This window comes from Paraburkholderia sp. BCC1884, from assembly GCF_900996225.1.
Classification (GTDB): Bacteria; Pseudomonadota; Gammaproteobacteria; order Burkholderiales; family Burkholderiaceae; genus Paraburkholderia.
In genome coordinates this window covers 65,565-85,147 of sequence record NZ_CAAJGL010000090.1, presented here as the reverse complement: position 1 = coordinate 85,147, position 19,583 = coordinate 65,565, and the positions used below count along the sequence as shown (strand labels likewise).

General features: G+C 63.2%; 17 protein-coding genes and 1 riboswitch. Of the genes, 11 read left to right on the top strand and 6 right to left on the bottom strand.

All coding sequences use genetic code 11. The annotated features are described in order from the left end of the window. Positions 1–154: 154 nt before the first annotated feature. The 11 genes from FQ705_RS19250 to FQ705_RS19200 all read left to right on the top strand — a co-directional run bounded on the left by FQ705_RS19250 (position 155) and on the right by FQ705_RS19200 (position 12,938). The gene (locus tag FQ705_RS19250) at positions 155–916 is read left to right on the top strand and encodes a glycosyltransferase family 2 protein (protein ID WP_144143657.1); all 762 of its coding nucleotides are present in this window, start codon (positions 155–157) and stop codon (positions 914–916) included. A 76-nt stretch (positions 917–992) separates the two neighbouring features. Further along, a riboswitch (S-adenosyl-L-homocysteine riboswitch) is annotated at positions 993–1,128 on the top strand. 33 nt (positions 1,129–1,161) lie between these two features. Further along, the gene (ahcY, locus tag FQ705_RS19245) at positions 1,162–2,583 is read left to right on the top strand and encodes an adenosylhomocysteinase (RefSeq protein ID WP_144143656.1); all 1,422 of its coding nucleotides are present in this window, start codon (positions 1,162–1,164) and stop codon (positions 2,581–2,583) included. A 137-nt stretch (positions 2,584–2,720) separates the two neighbouring features. After that, positions 2,721–3,074 carry a phage holin family protein gene (locus FQ705_RS19240; RefSeq protein ID WP_144144330.1) on the top strand — a complete coding sequence of 118 codons (354 nt, stop codon included), beginning with the start codon at positions 2,721–2,723 and terminating at the stop codon, positions 3,072–3,074. 11 nt (positions 3,075–3,085) lie between these two features. Continuing rightward, entirely contained in the window at positions 3,086–3,916 is an 831-nt protein-coding gene (metF, locus tag FQ705_RS19235; RefSeq protein ID WP_144143655.1) for a methylenetetrahydrofolate reductase [NAD(P)H], read from the top strand. Positions 3,917–4,147: 231 nt separating this feature from the next. Next, complete coding sequence (locus FQ705_RS19230; protein ID WP_144143654.1) at positions 4,148–5,791, top strand: ABC transporter substrate-binding protein; 1,644 nt, start codon at positions 4,148–4,150, stop codon at positions 5,789–5,791. Between the two features lie 195 nt (positions 5,792–5,986). Further along, entirely contained in the window at positions 5,987–7,615 is a 1,629-nt protein-coding gene (locus FQ705_RS19225) for an ABC transporter substrate-binding protein (RefSeq protein ID WP_144143653.1), read from the top strand. Between the two features lie 139 nt (positions 7,616–7,754). After that, a complete protein-coding gene (locus tag FQ705_RS19220) occupies positions 7,755–8,765 on the top strand; it encodes an ABC transporter permease subunit (RefSeq protein ID WP_144143652.1) in 1,011 nt (336 codons plus the stop codon). 6 nt (positions 8,766–8,771) lie between these two features. Next, positions 8,772–9,689, top strand: a complete 918-nt coding sequence (locus tag FQ705_RS19215) for an ABC transporter permease subunit (RefSeq protein ID WP_144143651.1) — start codon at positions 8,772–8,774, stop codon at positions 9,687–9,689. Between the two features lie 93 nt (positions 9,690–9,782). Beyond that, positions 9,783–10,775 (top strand): ABC transporter ATP-binding protein, encoded by a 993-nt coding sequence (locus FQ705_RS19210; protein WP_186307941.1) that lies wholly within the window; start codon positions 9,783–9,785, stop codon positions 10,773–10,775. Beyond that, complete coding sequence (locus FQ705_RS19205; RefSeq protein ID WP_144143650.1) at positions 10,772–11,791, top strand: peptide ABC transporter ATP-binding protein; 1,020 nt, start codon at positions 10,772–10,774, stop codon at positions 11,789–11,791. Before FQ705_RS19210 ends, FQ705_RS19205 begins: the two co-directional genes overlap by 4 nt. Next, positions 11,784–12,938, top strand: a complete 1,155-nt coding sequence (locus tag FQ705_RS19200; protein ID WP_144143649.1) for a TraB/GumN family protein — start codon at positions 11,784–11,786, stop codon at positions 12,936–12,938. Before FQ705_RS19205 ends, FQ705_RS19200 begins: the two co-directional genes overlap by 8 nt. 2 nt (positions 12,939–12,940) lie before the next feature. Here the strand turns inward: FQ705_RS19200 and FQ705_RS19195 are convergent, their stop codons facing one another. The 6 genes from FQ705_RS19195 to pxpB form a co-directional block, all read right to left on the bottom strand. Next, a complete protein-coding gene (locus FQ705_RS19195) occupies positions 12,941–14,740 on the bottom strand; it encodes a tetratricopeptide repeat protein (RefSeq protein WP_144143648.1) in 1,800 nt (599 codons plus the stop codon). Between the two features lie 213 nt (positions 14,741–14,953). Beyond that, positions 14,954–15,910: a DUF979 domain-containing protein gene (locus FQ705_RS19190; RefSeq protein WP_144143647.1), complete on the bottom strand. Its 957-nt coding sequence runs from the start codon at positions 15,908–15,910 to the stop codon at positions 14,954–14,956. Next, positions 15,907–16,674 carry a DUF969 domain-containing protein gene (locus FQ705_RS19185; protein WP_144143646.1) on the bottom strand — a complete coding sequence of 256 codons (768 nt, stop codon included), beginning with the start codon at positions 16,672–16,674 and terminating at the stop codon, positions 15,907–15,909. The genes FQ705_RS19190 and FQ705_RS19185 overlap by 4 nt, the downstream gene beginning before the upstream one ends. Before the next feature lie 259 nt (positions 16,675–16,933). Continuing rightward, positions 16,934–17,686 carry a 5-oxoprolinase subunit PxpA gene (gene pxpA / locus FQ705_RS19180; protein ID WP_144143645.1) on the bottom strand — a complete coding sequence of 251 codons (753 nt, stop codon included), beginning with the start codon at positions 17,684–17,686 and terminating at the stop codon, positions 16,934–16,936. Between the two features lie 28 nt (positions 17,687–17,714). Further along, positions 17,715–18,767 carry a biotin-dependent carboxyltransferase family protein gene (locus FQ705_RS19175; RefSeq protein ID WP_144143644.1) on the bottom strand — a complete coding sequence of 351 codons (1,053 nt, stop codon included), beginning with the start codon at positions 18,765–18,767 and terminating at the stop codon, positions 17,715–17,717. After that, the gene (gene pxpB, locus FQ705_RS19170) at positions 18,764–19,417 is read right to left on the bottom strand and encodes a 5-oxoprolinase subunit PxpB (RefSeq protein WP_144143643.1); all 654 of its coding nucleotides are present in this window, start codon (positions 19,415–19,417) and stop codon (positions 18,764–18,766) included. The genes FQ705_RS19175 and pxpB overlap by 4 nt, the downstream gene beginning before the upstream one ends. Between the last annotated feature and the right edge of the window lie 166 nt (positions 19,418–19,583).

Genomic DNA, 19,583 nt, shown 5'->3' with positions numbered 1-19,583 from the left:
CGACGCGATTTGCGGCGCAATTTTACGCCGCGATCACGCACCCGCTCGACGCGCGTGACCTCCAACGGGCCGCGCCATTTCAGGATGAGCGCGTCCGCAAGCGGGCTACCATCGCCGGTTCTCCACCGGCCGCCCGCTTCGTTCGCTTTCCAACATGACGCCCATTTCGATCATCATTCCCTGCTACAACGGCGCGGCGACGCTCGCGCGCGCACTACAAAGCTGTCTGATTCAGCCGCAAGCCGCCCAGATCATCGTCGTCGACGATGGATCGGGCGATGCGTCGGCGGACATCGTCACGTATTGCAAGACGGTCGACCCCCGTGTGGACCTGCTGAAAATGCCCTCGAACGGCGGCGCAGCGCGGGCGCGCAACTGGGGCGCGATGCATGCGAGGCACGATCTGCTCGCCTTCCTCGACGCCGACGACGAATACCTGCCCGGCGCTCTAGCCGCTGCGAGTGCTTTCCTCACGCAAAACCCCGCGGAAATCTCGGTACGGCTCGATGTCGAGTACACGGATTTCCCCGCCGAACTCACCGGCCACCCCGATTTCGCAAAGCACGCGGCGACACTCAGCAACACCGTGCCGAGCAGCTTGATCATCCGTCGCGCGGGGTACGCGGCACTCGGCGGTTTTCCGATGGACGATGCGTTTCGCCGCATCGGCGGAGAAGACGGCGCGTTTTCGTGGGCGTTGCGCGAGATCTTCGGCAACCGCCGCCTCGCCGACGCGAAACGCGTGCGTATGCACTACCACGCCGGTATCCACGCCGAACGTTATTTCCGCATCGCCCTCGGCTTACAAAAGCCGTCACCTGCCGATGTCGCCGACGCATTCCATGTGTCGAAGCAATTCCTCGACACCGCGCGGGCGGGCATCGCGCACTTGCGCGCGGCCAACGTAACGGCCTGAACGACCGCGCCTGGCTAGCTCTCACGAAACGCCGCCCACACCCCGAAGCCATCTCGATTTGCTACAATCGCCGTTCTTCTTCGAGGAGCGTTGCGACGGGTACCGCGAATCAGTATTCGCCGGCCGCCCGCCAGGCTCGAAGATTTCAATCGGAGGACCCGGATGCGCTTCGCGCTTTCCCATCCAACCGCATCGAACCGCGCTCACGTCAAATTTCTAGTCAATTTTTTAGAAAGGAGGGCGTGATGAACGCCGCAGTCATGGATTCCAAAAATTCGCAGGACTTCGTTGTTGCCGACATGTCGCTGGCCGACTGGGGCCGCAAGGAACTGAACATCGCCGAGACCGAAATGCCCGGTCTCATGCAAACGCGTGAAGAGTACAAGGCGCAGCAACCGCTCAAGGGCGCGCGCGTCGCAGGCTCGCTGCACATGACGATCCAGACCGGCGTGCTGATCGAGACGCTGACGGCGCTCGGCGCGGACGTGCGCTGGGCATCGTGCAATATCTTCTCGACGCAGGATCACGCCGCTGCCGCGATCGCCAAGGCCGGCGTGCCGGTGTTCGCGTTCAAGGGCGAATCGCTCGACGAATACTGGGAATTCTCGCACCGCATTTTCGAATGGCCGAACGGCGAATTCGCCAACATGATCCTCGACGACGGCGGCGACGCCACGTTGCTGCTGATCCTCGGCGCGAAGGCTGAGAAAGACCGTTCGGTTATCTCGAAGCCGACCAACGAAGAAGAAGTGGCACTGTACAAGTCGATCGCTTCGCACCTCGATGCCGACCCGACGTGGTATTCCACGCGTCTGTCGCACATCCAGGGCGTGACGGAAGAAACCACGACTGGCGTGCACCGTCTGTATCAGATGGAAAAGGAAGGCCGCCTGCCGTTCCCGGCTTTCAACGTCAACGACTCGGTCACCAAGTCGAAGTTCGACAACCTGTATGGCTGCCGTGAATCGCTGGTCGACGGCATCAAGCGCGCCACCGACGTGATGATCGCGGGCAAGATCGCGGTCGTGGCCGGCTACGGCGACGTGGGCAAGGGCTGCGCGCAATCGCTGCGCGGCCTGGGCGCAACCGTGTGGGTCACCGAAATCGATCCGATCTGCGCACTGCAGGCGGCGATGGAAGGCTACCGCGTCGTGACGATGGAATACGCCGCGGACAAGGCCGACATTTTCGTGACGGCCACCGGCAACTTCCACGTGATCGGCCACGATCACATGAAGGCGATGCGCAACAACGCGATCGTCTGCAACATCGGTCACTTCGATTCGGAAATCGATATCGCGTCGACCCGCCAGTACGAGTGGGACAACATCAAGCCGCAAGTCGACCACATCATTTTCCCGGACGGCAAGCGCGTGATCCTGCTGGCTGAAGGCCGCCTCGTGAATCTGGGTTGCGCCACGGGCCACCCGTCGTTCGTGATGTCGAACTCGTTCACGAACCAGACGCTCGCGCAGATCGAACTGTTCACGCAGGGCGACAAGTACGAGAACAAGGTGTACGTGCTGCCGAAGCATCTGGACGAGAAGGTCGCACGCCTGCATCTGGCGCGCATCGGTGCGAACCTGACGGTGTTGTCGGACGAACAGGCCGGCTACATCGGCGTGGACAAGAACGGTCCGTTCAAGCCGAACCACTACCGCTATTAAGCTTGCGGGCGGTTTGACAGCATGAGAGTTTGACGACAGGGCGGCGCTTCATGCGCCGCTTTGTTCGCCATGCCCGCTTTCTACGCCGCCTGCTTGGCTTTCCCGTTACTGGACATCCTGCGTACAAGGAGCTCTACATGACCGTGCTGCTGACCTGGCTGATCAATGCGCTTGCGCTCCTGATCATCACCTATCTCGTTCCGTCGATTCATATCCGCAGTTTCGGCACGGCCCTGATCGTCGCGATCGTGCTCGGGTTGATCAATACGATCCTGCGTCCGGTGCTGATCCTGCTGACGCTGCCCGTCACGATTCTCACGCTCGGGCTTTTCATTCTGGTGGTCAATGCGCTGTGCTTCTGGCTGTGCGCGTCGCTGCTGAAGGGCTTCGAAGTGTCGGGTTTCTGGTCGGCGTTCATCGGCTCGATTCTGTACAGTATCGTGTCGTGGCTGCTGTCCGCGATCATTTTCGGCAACCGCAGTCTCGGTTGACCTACTGAATCATGAACCCCATCGAACTTTCATTCGAATTCTTCCCGCCGAAAACTGCGGAAGGCGTCGACAAGCTGCGCGCCACGCGGGCGCAGCTCACGCCGCTCAAGCCCAAGTTCGTGTCCGTCACGTTCGGCGCTGGCGGCTCGACGCAGCAAGGCACGCTCGATACCGTCGTCGATATGGCGAAGGAAGGGATCGAGGCTGCGCCGCACGTATCGTGCATCGGTTCGTCGAAAGAGAGCCTGCGCGCGATTCTCAACGAGTACCGCGCGCATGGCATTCGCCACATCGTCGCGTTGCGTGGCGATCTGCCGTCCGGCATGGGCGAAGTCGGCGAGTTGCGTTACGCGTCGGAACTGGTGAGCTTTATCCGCGCCGAATTCGGCGACTGGTTCTGGATCGAAGTGGCCGGCTACCCGGAATACCATCCGCAGTCGCGCTCGCCGCGCGTCGATATGGAAAACTTTGCCCGCAAGGTGAAGGCCGGCGCCAACTCGGCGATCACGCAGTATTTCTTCAACGCGGACGCGTATTTCCGTTTCGTCGACGACGCCCGCAAGCTCGGCGTGGACGTGCCGATCGTGCCGGGCATCATGCCGATCACGAACTTCACGCAGCTGATGCGCTTCTCCGAAATGTGCGGCGCCGAAGTGCCGCGCTGGATCGCGCGCCGGCTGGAAAGCTTCGGCGACGACCGCGAGTCGATTCGCGCGTTCGGCCTCGACGTGGTGACGGACCTGTGCGAGCGGCTGATCGATGCCAAGGTGTCGGGTTTGCACTTCTACACGCTGAACAGCGCGGCGGCGACCAAGGCGATTTGCGAGCGGCTGAACGCTTAAGGTCTGGATTGCCGCATCGACGAGAAAACCGCGTGGCCGGGCAATCGGTCGCGCGGTTTTTTTTGCGCCGCCGACGTCAAGTGGCGCACGCCGCGCCACCGGCGGTTGCTGCGATGCAACAGGCGCCGGGACTGTCCGACCAGCTTGCAACGCGTAAGCCCGCATTGAACCCGATTTTTGTGCTGTCTATGATCGAAGCGCAGCTGACGTGGCTGCTGTGCGGAGAACGTGATGACGGTATCCCAGTTGCTGTTTGCGGTTCGCCATACCTGCCTTCCAGTTTTGAGCGCATGTGCCGTCCTGGCCGCCGGCCTCGCGCCTGCCGCCGCTGACGCGGCCGCCTTGCCCGACAAGACCCTCGTGTTCTGCTCCGAGGGCAGCCCAGCCGGCTTCGACACCGCGCAATACACCACCAGCGTCGAATTCAGCGCGGGCTCGTACACGGTCTATAACCGCCTCATCGAGTTCGCGCACGGCAGCACGGACATCGAGCCGGGTCTCGCCGAGAAGTGGGATGTATCGCCGGACGGCCTGACGTACACCTTTCATTTGCGGCACGGCGTGAAATTCCAGACCACGTCGTTTTTCAAGCCGACGCGCGAATTCAACGCCGACGACGTCGTCTTCACCTATCAACGGATGCTCGATCCGGAGCAACCGTTCCGCAAGGCGTACTCGGTGCCGTTCCCGTACTTCACCGATCTGGGCCTTTCCAAAAACATCGTCAAGATCGAAAAAATCGATCCCTATACAGTCCGTTTCACGCTCAAGGACGTCGACGCGCCGTTTTTGCAGCAGATCGCGATGCCGTTCGCGTCGATCCTGTCGGCCGAATATGCCGACCAGTTATTGAAAGCAGGGAAGGCCTCCGATATCAACCAATATCCGGTCGGTACCGGCCCATTCATTTTCCGCAGCTATACCAAGGACGACCAGATTCGCTTCGACGGCAATCCGGATTATTGGAAACCGGGTGTCGTCAAAGTGAGCAAGCTGATATTCGCGATTACGGTCGATCCTGCGGTGCGTCTGCAAAAACTGAAACGCGGCGAATGCCAGGTCATGGCTTATCCGCGTCCCGCCGATATTCCTGCGGCGAAAGAGGACGCCTCGCTCGTGGTGCCGAGCCAGGTGGGTTTCAACCTCGGCTATATCGCCTATAACACCACCAAAAAACCGCTCGACAATGTGCTGGTGCGCCGCGCGCTCGATATGTCGGTCAATAAGAAAGCGATTATCGAATCGGTCTACCAGGGCGCTGGACAGCCCGCCACCAACCCCATGCCGCCAACCCAATGGGGCTACGACAAGAATCTGAAGGACGCGCCGTACGACGTCGACAAAGCGAAGGCGTTGTTGAAACAGGCGGGTTATCCGGATGGCTTCGACCTGACTTTGTGGGCCATGCCGGTTCAACGACCCTATAACCCGAACGCACGTTTGATGGCCGAAATGCTGCAGTCGGATTGGGCCAAAATCGGCGTCAAGGTGAAGATCGTCACGTATGAGTGGGGTGAATACATTCGCCGCGCGCACGCGGGCGAACATGAAGCGATGTTGATCGGCTGGACCGGCGATTATGGCGATCCGGATAACTGGTTGGGCGTACTGCTGGGCTGCGACGCGGTGAACGGCAGTAACTTTTCCAAATGGTGCTACAAACCTTACGACGACCTGATCAAAAAAGGCCGCGGCACCACGGACCTGGCTGCGCGCACCAAGGCTTATACCGAAGCCCAGGAAATCTTCAAGGATCAGGTCCCGTTCACGCCGATCGCCCACTCCACGGTGTATCAGCCACTCAGCAAGAACGTCACCGGCTTCAAGGTGGACCCGTTCGGTCCGACGCAATTCATGGACGTCGGTCTGAAATAAACGCAGCGGGCCGTTTTTTTGCTGAAACCGCACCTTACATCCGCACGCTCCGGCCCGCGCCGGCGTGCGGTCGCTGCGTTGCACAATCCGTTTCCGATCGTCAATCAGGGTTTTTTCCTCCGCTTGGTGCTGTGAGCCAAGCTCAAGTAAGATCGCGCTACGCCGGCGGGAGCCGGCCACGAACCTGGAGGAAACATGAAGCAAAACAATCTGTTGCGCGCCGCGCGTGTTACGACGCTCGTCGCCGCTGCAGCGGCATCGCTGGTGGGCGCCAATGTCGCGCGCGCCGAGATTCCGAATAAAACCCTGGTCTACTGCTCAGAAGGCAGCCCCGCGGGTTTTGATCCGGCCCAATACACGACGGGCACCGATTTCACGGCTAACACGTTCACCGTCTATAACCGTCTCGTCGAATTCGAGCGCGGCGGCACCAAGGTCGAGCCGGGCCTCGCCGAAAAGTGGGAAGTCTCCGCGGACGGCAAGACGTACACGTTCCATCTGCGTCATGGCGTGAAGTTCCAGACCACGTCGTTCTTCAAGCCGACGCGCGAATTCAACGCGGACGACGTCGTGTTCACGTTCCAGCGCATGCTGGACCCGAACTCCGCGTTCCATAAGGCGTACCCGGTCCAGTTCCCGTACTTCACGGATATGGGCCTCGACAAGCTGATCACCAGCGTCGAAAAGGTCGACCCGTACACGGTCAAGTTCACGCTGAAGGAAGTCAACGCACCGTTCATCCAGAATCTGGCGATGGAATACGCGTCGATCCTGTCGGGTGAATACGGCGACCAGTTGATGAAGGCCGGCAAAGCCGCCGACATCAACCAGTACCCGGTCGGCACGGGCCCGTTCATTTTCCGCAGCTACACGAAAGACGCGACGATCCGCTTCGACGGCAATCCGGATTACTGGAAGCCGAACGCAGTGAAGATCTCGAAGCTGATCTTCTCGATCACGCCGGACGCCGGCGTGCGCGTGCAGAAGATCAAGCGCGACGAATGTCAGGTGATGAGCTATCCGCGTCCGGCCGACATCGCGCCGCTGAAGGCGGAATCGAGCCTCGACATGCCGTCGCAACCGGGCTTCAACCTGGGCTACCTGTCGTACAACGTGACGCACAAGCCGGTCGACAAGCTCGAAGTGCGTCAGGCACTCGACATGGCGATCAACAAGAAGGCGATCATCGACTCCGTGTATCAAGGCGCAGGCCAGGCCGCCACGAACCCGATGCCGCCGACGCAATGGTCGTATGACAAGAACCTGAAGAGCGCATCGTACGATCCGGAGAAGGCGAAGGCATTGTTGGCCAAGGCCGGTTTCCCGAACGGCTTCGACATCAGCCTGTGGGCGATGCCGGTGCAACGCGCGTACAACCCGAACGCCCGTCTGATGGCGGAAATGATCCAGGCCGACTGGGCCAAGATCGGCGTGAAGGCGAAGATCGTCACGTACGAATGGGGTGAGTACATCAAGCGCGCTCACGCCGGTGAAGACGACGCGATGCTGATCGGCTGGACCGGCGACAACGGCGATCCGGACAACTGGCTCGGCACGCTGCTCGGCTGCGAAGCGGTGAACGGCAACAACTTCGGCAAGTGGTGCTACAAGCCGTTCGACGATCTGATCCAGAAGGGCCGTGTGACGTCCGACGTGGCTGCACGCACGACGGCGTACATGCAGGCGCAGCAGATCTTCGCGCAGCAACTGCCGTTCTCGCCGATCGCTCACTCGACTGTTTACCAACCGGTCAGCAAGAAGGTGGTCGACATGCGTATCGAACCGCTCGGTTACGCGCGTTTCGACGGCGTCAGCGTCAAGTAAAGACGTCAAGTCATTCGTAAAGCTCACGCAGTACGCTTTTCGCACGGTTAGAAAACTGGTCGAAATGGTCCGGCGACCGGGGTCACAAGCCCTCGTCGCCGGTTGCGTTTTTTCTTCATCAAGACCATAGGGACGAACCATGTTCCGCTTCGTTTTGCGCCGCATCGGCATGGTGATACCGACTTTCATCGGCATCACGATCCTCGCGTTCGCGCTGATTCACCTGATCCCGGGCGACCCCATCGAAGTGATGATGGGCGAGCGCGGCGTCGACCCCGCCATGCACGCGGCGGCGATGCACCGCCTTGGACTCGACGAGTCCTTGCCGATGCAGTACATCCACTACATCGGCCGCGCCGTGCACGGCGACCTCGGCACCTCGATCATCACCAACACCAGCGTGATGGGCGAATTCCTCGCACGCTTTCCCGCTACGGTCGAACTGTCGATCTGCGCGATGCTGTTCGCGCTGATCGTCGGCCTGCCGGCGGGCGTGTTCGCCGCACTGCGGCGCGGCACGGTCGTCGATCACGGCGTGATGGGCACGGCCCTGACCGGCTACTCGATGCCGATTTTCTGGTGGGGCTTGATTCTCATCATGGTGTTCTCGGTCAAGCTTGGCTGGACGCCGGTGTCGGGCCGCATCGCGGTCGAATACGACATTCCGCACGTGACCGGCTTCATGCTGATCGACGCCATGATGTCCACCGACGAAGGCGCGTTCAAATCCGCGCTTAGCCACCTGATCCTGCCGGCCATCGTGCTCGGCACGATTCCGTTGGCGGTCATCGCGCGCATGACGCGTTCGTCGATGCTCGAAGTGCTGCGTGAGGACTACATCCGCACCGCGCGCGCCAAAGGTTTGTCGCCGGGCCGCGTGATCGTCGTGCATGCGTTGCGCAATGCGCTGATTCCAGTGGTCACCGTGATCGGTCTGCAGGTGGGCACGCTGCTCGCCGGCGCCGTGCTGACCGAGACGCTGTTTTCGTGGCCGGGCATCGGCAAATGGCTGATCGACGCGATCGGCCGACGCGACTATCCGGTCGTGCAGGGCGGTATCCTGATGATCGCCACGCTGGTGATCGTCGTGAACCTCGTCGTCGATCTGTTGTACGGCGTGTTGAACCCGCGCATTCGCCATACGAGGTAAATCACTATGGCTGACATACAAAATACAGTCCCCCAGTCCGTTACGCCCCCCAGCGGCCGCGCGATCGCCGTCCGTGAATTCTGGGCGAATTTCTCGCGTAACCGTGGCGCGGTCGGCGCCGGCATCATCGTGCTGGCGCTGATCATCATCGCGATCTTCGCGCCGCTGATCGCGCCGCACAGCCCGATCGAGCAGTACCGCGACAACGTGAAAATCCCGCCCGCCTGGCTCGACGGCGGCAACTGGAAGTTCATTCTCGGCACCGACGAAGCGGGCCGCGACATCCTCTCGCGTCTGATGTACGGCGCGCGGCTGTCGTTCTGGATCGGCTTCGTCTCGGTGGTGCTCGCGCTGATTCCGGGCGTCGTGCTCGGGCTGATCGCCGCCTTCTTCGAGAAGTGGGCCGACACGCCGATCATGCGCATCATGGACGTACTGCTCGCGTTACCGTCGCTGTTGCTGGCGGTGGCGGTGGTCGCGATCATCGGCCCGGGTCTCGTCAATACGATGCTGGCCATCGCGATCGTCGCATTGCCGGGCTATGTGCGTTTGACGCGCGCCTCGGCACAAGGCGAGTTGCAGAAGGAATACGTGACGGCTTCGCGTGTGGCGGGCGCCAGCACCTTGCGTCTGATGTTCTCGCAAGTGCTGCCGAACTGCACCGCGCCGCTGATCGTGCAGGCCACGTTGGGCTTTTCGTCGGCGATTCTCGATGCCGCCGCGCTCGGTTTCCTCGGCCTCGGCGTGCAACCGCCGTCGGCGGAGTGGGGCGCGATGCTGGCCTCGGCGCGCGACTACATCGACAGCGCATGGTGGATCGTCACGATGCCGGGTCTGTCCATCCTGATCTCGGTGCTCGCGATCAATCTGCTCGGCGACGGGCTGCGCGACGCACTCGATCCCAAACTGAAGCGGATGGCCTGAATGAAACAGCCCCCACACTCACTTCATTCCTTGCCCCCCGAGGGGGCAGGTCAGCACGCTTCGGGCGGCCTCGCGCGTACTGACAGCAACTTATTGACCATCCGCAATCTGGCGGTGAACTTCAACGGCCTGCCTGCGGTCGACAGAATCAACCTCGACGTCGCGCCGGGCGAAGTGGTCGGCGTGGTCGGCGAATCGGGCTCGGGCAAGAGCGTGACGATGATGGCGCTGATGGGCCTGATCGACGCGCCGGGCAAAGTCACCGCCGACGAAGTCACCTTCAACGGCAAGAGCTTGCTGAAGGCGTCGGCGAAGGAGCGCCGCAAGATCATCGGCAAAGACATCGCCATGGTGTTCCAGGACGCGCTCACCAGTCTCAATCCGAGCTACACGGTCGGCTATCAGATCAAGGAAGTGCTGAAGCTGCACGAAGGCCTGCGCGGTAGCGCGCTGGATAAACGCGCGCTCGAACTGCTCGATCAGGTCGGCATTCCCGATCCGAAGGGCCGCATCGGCTCGTTTCCGCATCAGATGTCGGGCGGCATGAACCAGCGCGTGATGATCGCGATGGCGATTGCCTGCAACCCGAAGCTGCTGATCGCCGACGAACCGACCACCGCGCTCGACGTGACGATCCAGGCGCAGATCATGGAGTTGCTGATCAAGCTGCAGAAGGAACGCGGCATGGCGCTCGTGCTGATCTCGCATGATCTGGCGGTGGTGTCCGAAGTCGCCCAGCGCGTCGCGGTCATGTACGCTGGCGAAGTGATCGAGACCAACAAGGTGCCGGATATTTTCGCCGCGCCGCATCATCCGTATACGGAAGCGTTGCTGGCAGCGATCCCCGAACACAATGTCGGCGCCGTGCGGCTGGCCGCGTTACCGGGCATGGTGCCGGGTCGCGACGACCGTCCCAAAGGGTGTCTGTTCGCACCGCGTTGCAAATACGTGGTCGACGATTGCACCAAGGCACGGCCCGCGCTCGCACCATTGCAAGGTCACGCAGAAGTGGCGCGCGTGCGCTGCATCAAACCCTTGAACCTGAGCGGCGACGCCAACGTTCACACTCATGGAGGCGCACGATGAACGCAGTACCCGAAACGCGGCGCCAGTCGGACCATGTGGGCGATCACGTGCTGGTCGCCGACCAGCTCGCGCGCTACTACCAGGTCAAGCGCGGCATGTTTTCCTCGGGCACGGTCAAGGCGCTCAATGGCGTCTCGTTCGCGCTCGAGCGCGGCAAGACGCTGGCGGTGGTCGGTGAATCCGGCTGCGGCAAGTCGACGCTCGCGCGTCAGCTGACCATGATCGAAGCCCCCACCGCCGGCCGTCTGCTGGTCGACGGTGAAGACGTGGCCGGCGCGGATCACGCGAAGATCGCGGCGCTGCGGCGGCGCGTGCAGATGGTGTTCCAGAATCCGTTTGCCTCGCTCAATCCGCGCAAGACCGTCGAGCAGACGCTCGGCGAACCGCTCGCGATCAACACGCAACTCAGCGCGAGCGAACGTGCCGAACGGATCGCGCAGATGATGCGCACCGTCGGTCTGCGTCCGGAACACGCCAAGCGCTATCCGCATATGTTCTCCGGCGGCCAGCGTCAGCGTGTGGCGATTGCGCGCGCGATGATTCTCGACCCGCAGATCGTGGTCGCGGACGAACCCGTGTCGGCGCTCGACGTGTCGATTCAGGCGCAGATCCTGAACCTGTTCATGGACTTGCAGCAACAGTTCAAGACCAGCTACGTGTTCATCTCGCACAACCTGTCGGTGGTGGAGCATATCGCCGACGATGTGATGGTGATGTACTTCGGCGGCGTCGCCGAACTCGGCGACAAGAAACGGATTTTCTCGAATCCGCGTCACCCGTACACGCGCGCGTTGATGTCGGCGACGCCCTCCATCTTCGAAGCGGACCGCACGATCAAGATCAAGCTGCAGGGCGAAATGCCTTCGCCGCTGAATCCGCCGTCGGGGTGCACGTTCCATCAGCGCTGCCCGTACGTGATCGACCGCTGCCGCAGCGAGGAACCGAAGCTGCGTGAAGTGGATGGCCGCCAGGTGTCGTGTCACCGCGCCGAGGAGGTGGGGGACGTGAATGCCTGATGGTGTGGCGGCGCGTCGTCTTACGCGCCGCTTGCGTGATGGCGGTCGCAGCGCCGCTTTCTCGTGGCGCTGGAGAGCGCGTGCACGGATCGGTGCCGCGCTCCTCGGCGTATGTTGGGTTTTATGTCTGGGCAATGGCGGTCTGATCGGCGCGGCGTATGGCGCCGGTGCGGCCGCCAACACGCCCGCTCAGGCGGGGCGTCCGGCGGTGCCGGTGCCCAGTCTGCCGGCGCCGCCGCGCGCCACCGTTCCCGGCTTCAATCCGCCGCCCGCTGCGCCGGGCACCACCGCGAGCGGTCCAGTACGGCAGCAGCCTGCACGCATGCCGTTCTATGTCGCGACGCGCGGCACGACCACCATCTACGTACTGGGCACGCTGCACGTGGGCGATCCCGTCGACTATCCACCGCAGCAGCCGTTTCGTGCACCGATTCTCGGTGCCCTCGCCGCGTCGCCGACTCTGGCGCTCGAACTCTCGCCCGACGAATTGCTGGTCTCGCAAGACGATGTGTCGAAGTACGGCGTGTGCCGGCGCGATTGTCTGCCCGGCTTATTGCCCGAGCCTTTGTGGCGCAAACTGGCCTTGCGACTGCACGGCAATCCCGCGGCACTGGATGCGATCAAGAAGATGCGACCGTGGCTCGCATCGCTGGTAGTCGAGACTTACGATTCGCTGAGCGCCGGCCTGCAGACCGAGTACGGCACCGAAGCGCAGTTGCAGAACGTGTATATCCGCACGCGCGGCAAGATCGTCGGCCTCGAAACCCTGCCGCAGCAGATGCGCGCGTTCACCGGGCTCACGCTCGCGCAGCAACGCGAAATGCTGGCGCAGGATCTGGTGCAGACGCCCACGGAAAACGTCGATGATGTGAAGACCTTGCATCGACTGTGGCGGGTGGGTGACGCCGACGCGATCGCCGCCTGGCAGGCCGCGAAATCCGAAAAACTCGCGCGCGATCACCGCATTTCCGATTCGATCGACAACCGGATCGTCTATGACCGAAACCGGCGCTTCGTGTCGCGTATGTTGCTGATCGCCGCGCCGAACAAACCGGTATTCGTGGCGATCGGCGCGTTGCATCTGGGCGGCCGCAAGGGCGTGCTGCAGTTGTTGCGGCAGCGCGGCTTCATCGTGGAAGCGGGGTGAGGTTAGCGGCCGCCCAGTGCGGCGACCACCTCGGCGACGACGCTCGTCCAGTCGCCCAGCACGCGCTGGCGGAACAGCTTCATGCCTGGGTACCACGGCGAATCGCTGCGTGTTTCGAGCCAGCGCCAGTCGGAGTTGGCGGGCAATAGTAGCCATACCGGTTTGCCGAGCGCCGCTGCGAGATGCGCGACGCCCGTGTCGACGGCGATCACCAGATCGAGGTTCATGATGAGCGCGGCGGTGTCGTCGAAGCTGGCTAGCTCGCCGGTGAAATCGTGCGAGCGGAAAGCCGGCGGTGCGCCGCTCAGTTGCGCGTGCGCGGGGCCCTTCTGCAACGCGCACCAGCTTACGTTGCGCACCTCGCTCAGCGGGTTGAGATCGGCGAGCGTGATCGAGCGATAACGGTCGTTGCCAAAGGTGGGACTACCAGCCCACACGAGGCCCACCTTGCGCGTCTCAAGGGCGGTAGCGTTCAACCGCTTGTGCCATGCCGCGATCTTCATCGCGTCGGCGAACAGGTAAGGCACGTCGGCGGCGAGCGTGTCGAGTTGCGTACCGAGGCAACACGGCACACTCATCATCGGCACCCAGAAATCGTATGGGTCGCGTGGCGTGCCACTGAAGGCGCGGTGCACGCCGGGTATGCGCCCGACCAGCGGCAGCAACGGTTCGCGCACACGGAGATCGATCGTCGCACCGCGTTGTTCGAGCACGCGGGCAAAGCGCAGAAACTGGAAGTGATCGCCGAATCCCTGTTCGCCGACCACCAGCAGACGACGCCCGTCGAGCGGTTCACCCCGCCATTCCGGGACGCCCGGAATCGCGAGCGCCTCGTAATCGCTCTTGCGCCAGCGTTGCGCAAACTCGGCCCAACCCTGCTTGTAATCGCCACGCTTGAGCAACAGCCACGCAAGATTCTGATGCGCGTCCGCATAGTGCGGATCGAGCGCCAGCGCGCGCCGATAGAAGCCTTCTTCTTCGTCGAGCCGCCCTTGCGCGCCGAGCGATCCACCGAGACACACGAGATTGGTCGGATTCGGTTTGAGCGCGACTGCACGCCGATAGTGCGATTCGGCGTCGGCATAGTGGCCGCGCTTGCCGATCAGACTGCCCAGATTGACGTGGGCTTCCGCGTAATCCGCGCGCAGCGTGAGCGCCTGCTCGAAACTGGCGATGGCCGCCCCGTGATCGTTCAGTGCGCTGTGCGCGTTGCCCGCGTTGAAATGCGCTTCGGCTGAATTCGGTTCGAGCGCAAGGGCGGCGCAATAGCTCACGAGGGCTTCCTGGAAACGGCCGAGCCTTGCCAGCACCGTGCCCAGGTTCAGATGCGCATCTGCCATCGCGGGGTTCGAAGCAAGCGCCAGCCGATACTGATCGAGTGCCTCGTTGCAGGCACCCTGGGCCTGCAAGGCCACGCCGAAGTTATTGCGTGCGTCGGCGAAATCGGGCTGAAGTTGCAGCGCCTGGTCGTAGCAGATCATGGCTTCTTCGAAGTGACCGAGCGCGGCGGCCGCGAGGCCGCGATTGCTCCAGCATGCGGCGTCGTAGCGGTCGAGCTTGAGCGCCTGACTCATCAGATCGGCAGCGACCTCGGATTGGCCGCGCTGATAGTGCAGCACGCCGAGGTAATGCAAGGCCTGAGCGTGGGTGGGATCGAGTGCGAGGATTTCGCGGTAGAAGGGTTCGGCGGCGTCGAGTTGGCCGGCCTGATGCGCTTCGAGCGCGGCGCCGATCAGTGAGGCGAGGTAGGCGGCATGCGGGGCGGCGATGCGCACGCTGTCAGGCGGGGAAGACTGGGCCATGGGAAACCTGCTGAAGGGCGCCGGCGGCGCGCTACATGCGCCGGCACGTGTGGAAGAAGAACCGTCCACTATCTTATTTTCAGCACCGTCTCCCGACGATCGGACGCATCCTAATTCGGCTGCGTTTCTGGCGCACAGTGAGGCCATTTCTCCGACGCAGCGCAGGGATTTCTCGCGCCGCGTCGGGGTACTTCATTTGGGAATCCGGCAGTCTTACAGGAACATCAGGAAATTCAGCAGGAAGATGTTCACGACCAGCATGGTCAGCGCGGTCGGCACCTGCACCTTGATCACCGCATTCTTGTCCGGCAACTCGAGCAGCGCAGCAGGCACCATGTTGAAGTTCGCGGCCATCGGCGTCATCAGCGTGCCGCAGTAGCCGGAGAACATGCCGATTGCGACCATCACCGCCGGATTGCCGTGGAACACGCCCACCAGAATCGGCACGCCGACGCCGCCGGTCATCACCGGAAAAGCGGCGAAGCCGTTGCCCATCACCATGGTGAAGAGCGCCATGCCGATGCAGTACACGGCGACCGCGATGAAGCGATAGTCGAGGCTGATGTAGGCGGTGGTCACATGCGCGACGGCCTTGCCGACGCCGGCGTCGGAGAACACCAGACCGAGCATGCCGAGCATTTGCGGCAGCACCGCGGCCCACGACAGCGCATCGACCAGGCGGCGTGCTTCTTTCATCGACTGGCCGACGGTGTCGCGCGTCATCACGCAGGCAATCGCGAGCGCGATCACGCAGCCGATGCCGAAGCCGATCAGCGTGACGTTCGCCTTCTCGATCAGCGGCATGCCGCCGAAGACCAGATGGCTGGCCGCAAGCGTAATGATCACCGTGACGACCGGAATCGTCAGCGCGGGCACGAACAGTTTGTTACCCAGACGCGCGGCGCTCGCCAGGCGTGCCTCGAGCGACAGCACCTTCGGCTTGGCCGCGGTCACGCCGCCGAAACCCGCAATCAGCGCCATCACGATCACAGCGAGGCCGACCACGGCGGGCGGCAACTTGTCGCCGATCAGGAAGATCAGCGCGTAGAGAATCCAGAAACCGCCTGCGCTGAAGCGGCGCGGATGGTCCTTGTCCGTCAGGATCATGCCGCCGATGATCAGCAGCACGACGCCCAGCAGCCAGAACAGATAGGTAATCGTGATCGTCATGCTTTGTCTCCAGCAGCGGATTGCGACGGTGCGACAGTGGCGCTGCTCGTCGCGGCCTGGCTAGTCGGCACATTGCTGCCGCGCAGTTCGCGCTCGAGCTTGCGATCGAGCAGATACAGTCGGAAGCCGTGGACGAGGAAGGCGCAGATGGCGGTCGGAATGCCCCAGACGGCCACGTGAATCGGCTCGACGACGATGCCGGCTTCCTTCAGGAAGGTCGTCATCAGTACGATCGCGCCGAACGCGACGAAGATGTCCTCACCGAAGAACAGGCCCACGTTGTCGGTGGCGGCGGAGTACGCGCGCAACTTGAAACGCACCGCGTCGCTGAGCTTGCCGAAGCGCTTTTCGGCTGCGCCTTCGGCCATCGGCGCGATCAGCGGACGCACCATCTGCGGATGGCCGCCGAGACCGGTCAGGCCAACCGCCGCGGTCAATTCGCGAATCAGCAGATAGACGATCAGCAGACGCCCGGCAGTCGCGGCCTTGATGCCGCCGATCCACGCCTGGGCGCGCTCGCGCAAGCCGTGCCGTTCGAGCAGGCCGATCACTGCGAGCGGCAGAAAAATGATCAACGGAATGTTGCGGGTCTTGATGAAGCCGGTGCCGATTTCGGCGAGGATCTTTTCAGGCGGGAAGTGCGCGGCCAGGCCGGTGACGATGGTGGCGGCCGCCACGATCAGCATCGGATTGAACCGTAATAAAAAGCCGACGATGATGACGGCCACTCCAATGAGCGGCCATAGACTGACGGTGGTCTGCATCTGGATCTCCAAACAGTGTTTCAACCTTGCCGCTTGTGACGGCTAACGTGGGCCGGCGCATGGATGGCTATGCGCCGTCTGTATGCCGCGGCTCTTGCTGGCCGCGTTGCTTCGACTACACCTGCATCTGCCTGTCCATCTACTGATCGACTGCGGGTACGGCAATGTGTCCGGTACCAGGCGTTCGCCCCGCGTGGAGCGGGGCGTTCGTGGCGTGGCAAGGTTGGCTACGCGTCTGCCGAGGTGGCGGACGCCGGCTTCAGACGCGCGCGGCGCCGGCCGCGTGAACTTCGATACCCGCCTGTTCGAGCGCACTGCGGATGCGCCGCGCGAAGGCCAGCGCATGCGGGCCGTCGCCGTGCAGGCAGATGGTCTGCGCATTCAGCGACACCCATTGACCGTCCACGGCCTGGACGCGCTGTTCGCGAACCATCGCGAGCGTGCGCTGCAGGACTTCTTCTTCATCCTCGAGCAGCGCGCCGGGTTCCTTGCGCGGCACGAGCGAGCCGTCGGCGCGATAGCCGCGGTCGGCGAATACTTCTTCGACGGCGCTCAGGCCGGCGTTGCGCGCGGCCGTCACCAGTCCGCTGTTGGCAAGCGCGAAGACGGCGACCGTGGGATCGAAATCGTGCACCGCCGAAACGATCGCATCGGCGATCTTCGCGTCGCGCGCGGCCTGGTTGTACAGCGCACCGTGCGGTTTGACGTGCGCGATACGGCCGCCCTCGGCCTGCGCGATCGCCGACAGCGCGCCGAGTTGATACAGCACGCCCGCGTAGATGTCGTTGGCCGGCAGATCCATTTCCTTGCGGCCGAAATTCTCCGGATCGTTGAAGCTCGGATGCGCCCCGATCGACACGCCTTTTGCCACTGCCCAGCGCACGCAGTCGCGCATCGCATTGGCGCCGCCCGCATGCCAGCCGCACGCGATGTTCGCCGAGCTGACGAGGTCGAGCAGCGCTTCGTCGGACCCGCAGCCTTCGCCGAGGTCGGCGTTCAAATCGATTTCCATGGTGTTCCCCTACTCAGCGTACTCAGTGTTACAGCGCCGCGACAGCCGTCTGCCGCTCGCAGCGTTCTTCGTGCATTGCAATCGCGGCGTCGATCTGCCGCAAGTACGTGCGTTCTTCCAGCAAAGCCTGGCGGGCCTCGTAAGGCGTCGTCGGGATAAAGCGGACGGCGGCGTTCAGGCGCACCTGGGCGAGCTTCCACATGTCCGCCTGGATCACCGCGCCGATCTTCGGATAGCCGCCGGTGGTTTGCGCATCGCCCATCAGCACGATCGGCTGGCCGTTCGGCGGCACCTGGATCGTGCCCGGCAGCACTGCGTGCGAAAGCAGATCGGCTTTGTGCGTGCGTTTCAGCTCCGAACCGGCGAGCCGATAACCCATGCGGTTGCTGTTCGGCGTGACGAGCCACTCGTCGGACCAGAACGACTCGTGTGCGTCTTCCGTGAAGCTGTCGTATTCCGGGCCGCGCAACACGCGGATCGGCACGGCCCACGGCACCCCCGACGGATGACGGCCGCGTCGCAGCGGCTCGTGCACCAGCACGAACTTGCACCACGCGGGCGCCTTTACGCCGAATTCCGGCGCTTCGGGCGTGAAGCCGACGTGGCCGCGCTGCGGCGGCGCGCCGACCGGCAAGCGGTCGCCGTCGCGCAAGGCCCGGCCGCCGAGGCCGCCGAAGTGGCCGGCGAGGTCGGTACTGCGCGAGCCGAGCATCGGCAGGACATCGACGCCGCCCGCCACGCATACATAGCCGCGCATGCCGCGCTTGGCCGCATTCAGCACCAGCTCCTGGCCGGCTTGAACCGGCAGACTCCACCACGAGTAGACCGGCTTGCCGTCGAGCGTCGCGCCGAATTCCGTGCCCGTGATCGCCACTCGCGTGGCACGCAAAAAGCGCAGTACGGTCGGGCCGAAGGTAATTTCCAGACCGGCGGCGTCGGGGCGGTTGCCCACCAGCCGGTTGCCGACTTCGAGCGACAGGCGGTCGAGCGCTCCGCCCATCGCCACGCCCAGATGCCGGTAGCCGTGTCGTCCGAGGTCCTGAATGGTGGTCAGCAGACCCGCGCGAATCACATCGATCATGCGTGTATCCCCGCGATGGTGAAGCGCACCCGGTCGCCCGGCTGCAGCAGCGTGGGCGGACGGCGCGCCGGATCGAACAGCGGTGACTCGGTGCGGCCGATCAACTGCCAGCCACCGGGCGAGGTGGCCGGATAAATCCCCGTCTGCTCCCCGCCGATGCCCACCGATCCCGCCGGCACTTCAAGGCGCGGCGACGCGCGGCGCGGCGTGTGCAGCGCAGCTTCGAGCCCGCCCATGTAGGCGAAACCCGGCTGGAAGCCGAGGAAGAACACCACGTACTCGCCATTCGAATGACGCTCGACGACTTCGCGCACGCTCAAGCCCGTGTGGCTGGCGACCGCCTGCAGGTCCGGGCCGAACTCGCCGCCGTACTGGACGGGAATCTCGACCTCGCGGCCCGTCGCGGATACCTCGTCCGCTGCGTCCCAGGCGGCCTGCAACTGGTGGGCGAGCGCCTCGCGGTCGGCTTCCAGCGGGTCGAAGACGATCGTCAGATTGTTCATGCCCGGCACGACCTCGAGCACATGCGGCCAGTCGCGCGCGGCTTCGGCGACCGCCCACACGCGCCCCTGGCAGGCCAGCGTGGCGGGCGGCGGCGCTTCGCAGACCAACGCTGCGTCGCCGAGCGGGAAGATTCTTGGTTGGCTCATTGAATATAAGGCCCAGTTCGAATCGAAGGTTTCGGGCATGGCGCGCCTTGTCTGCACAATTAACGGCATCGGCTCGCGATGTTTGAAGCGTACATTATCAATAAAATATCAACAATTTCTCAATAAGCGTTTTTGCCAGGCTCCCTGGGATCGGGCGCGCGTCGTA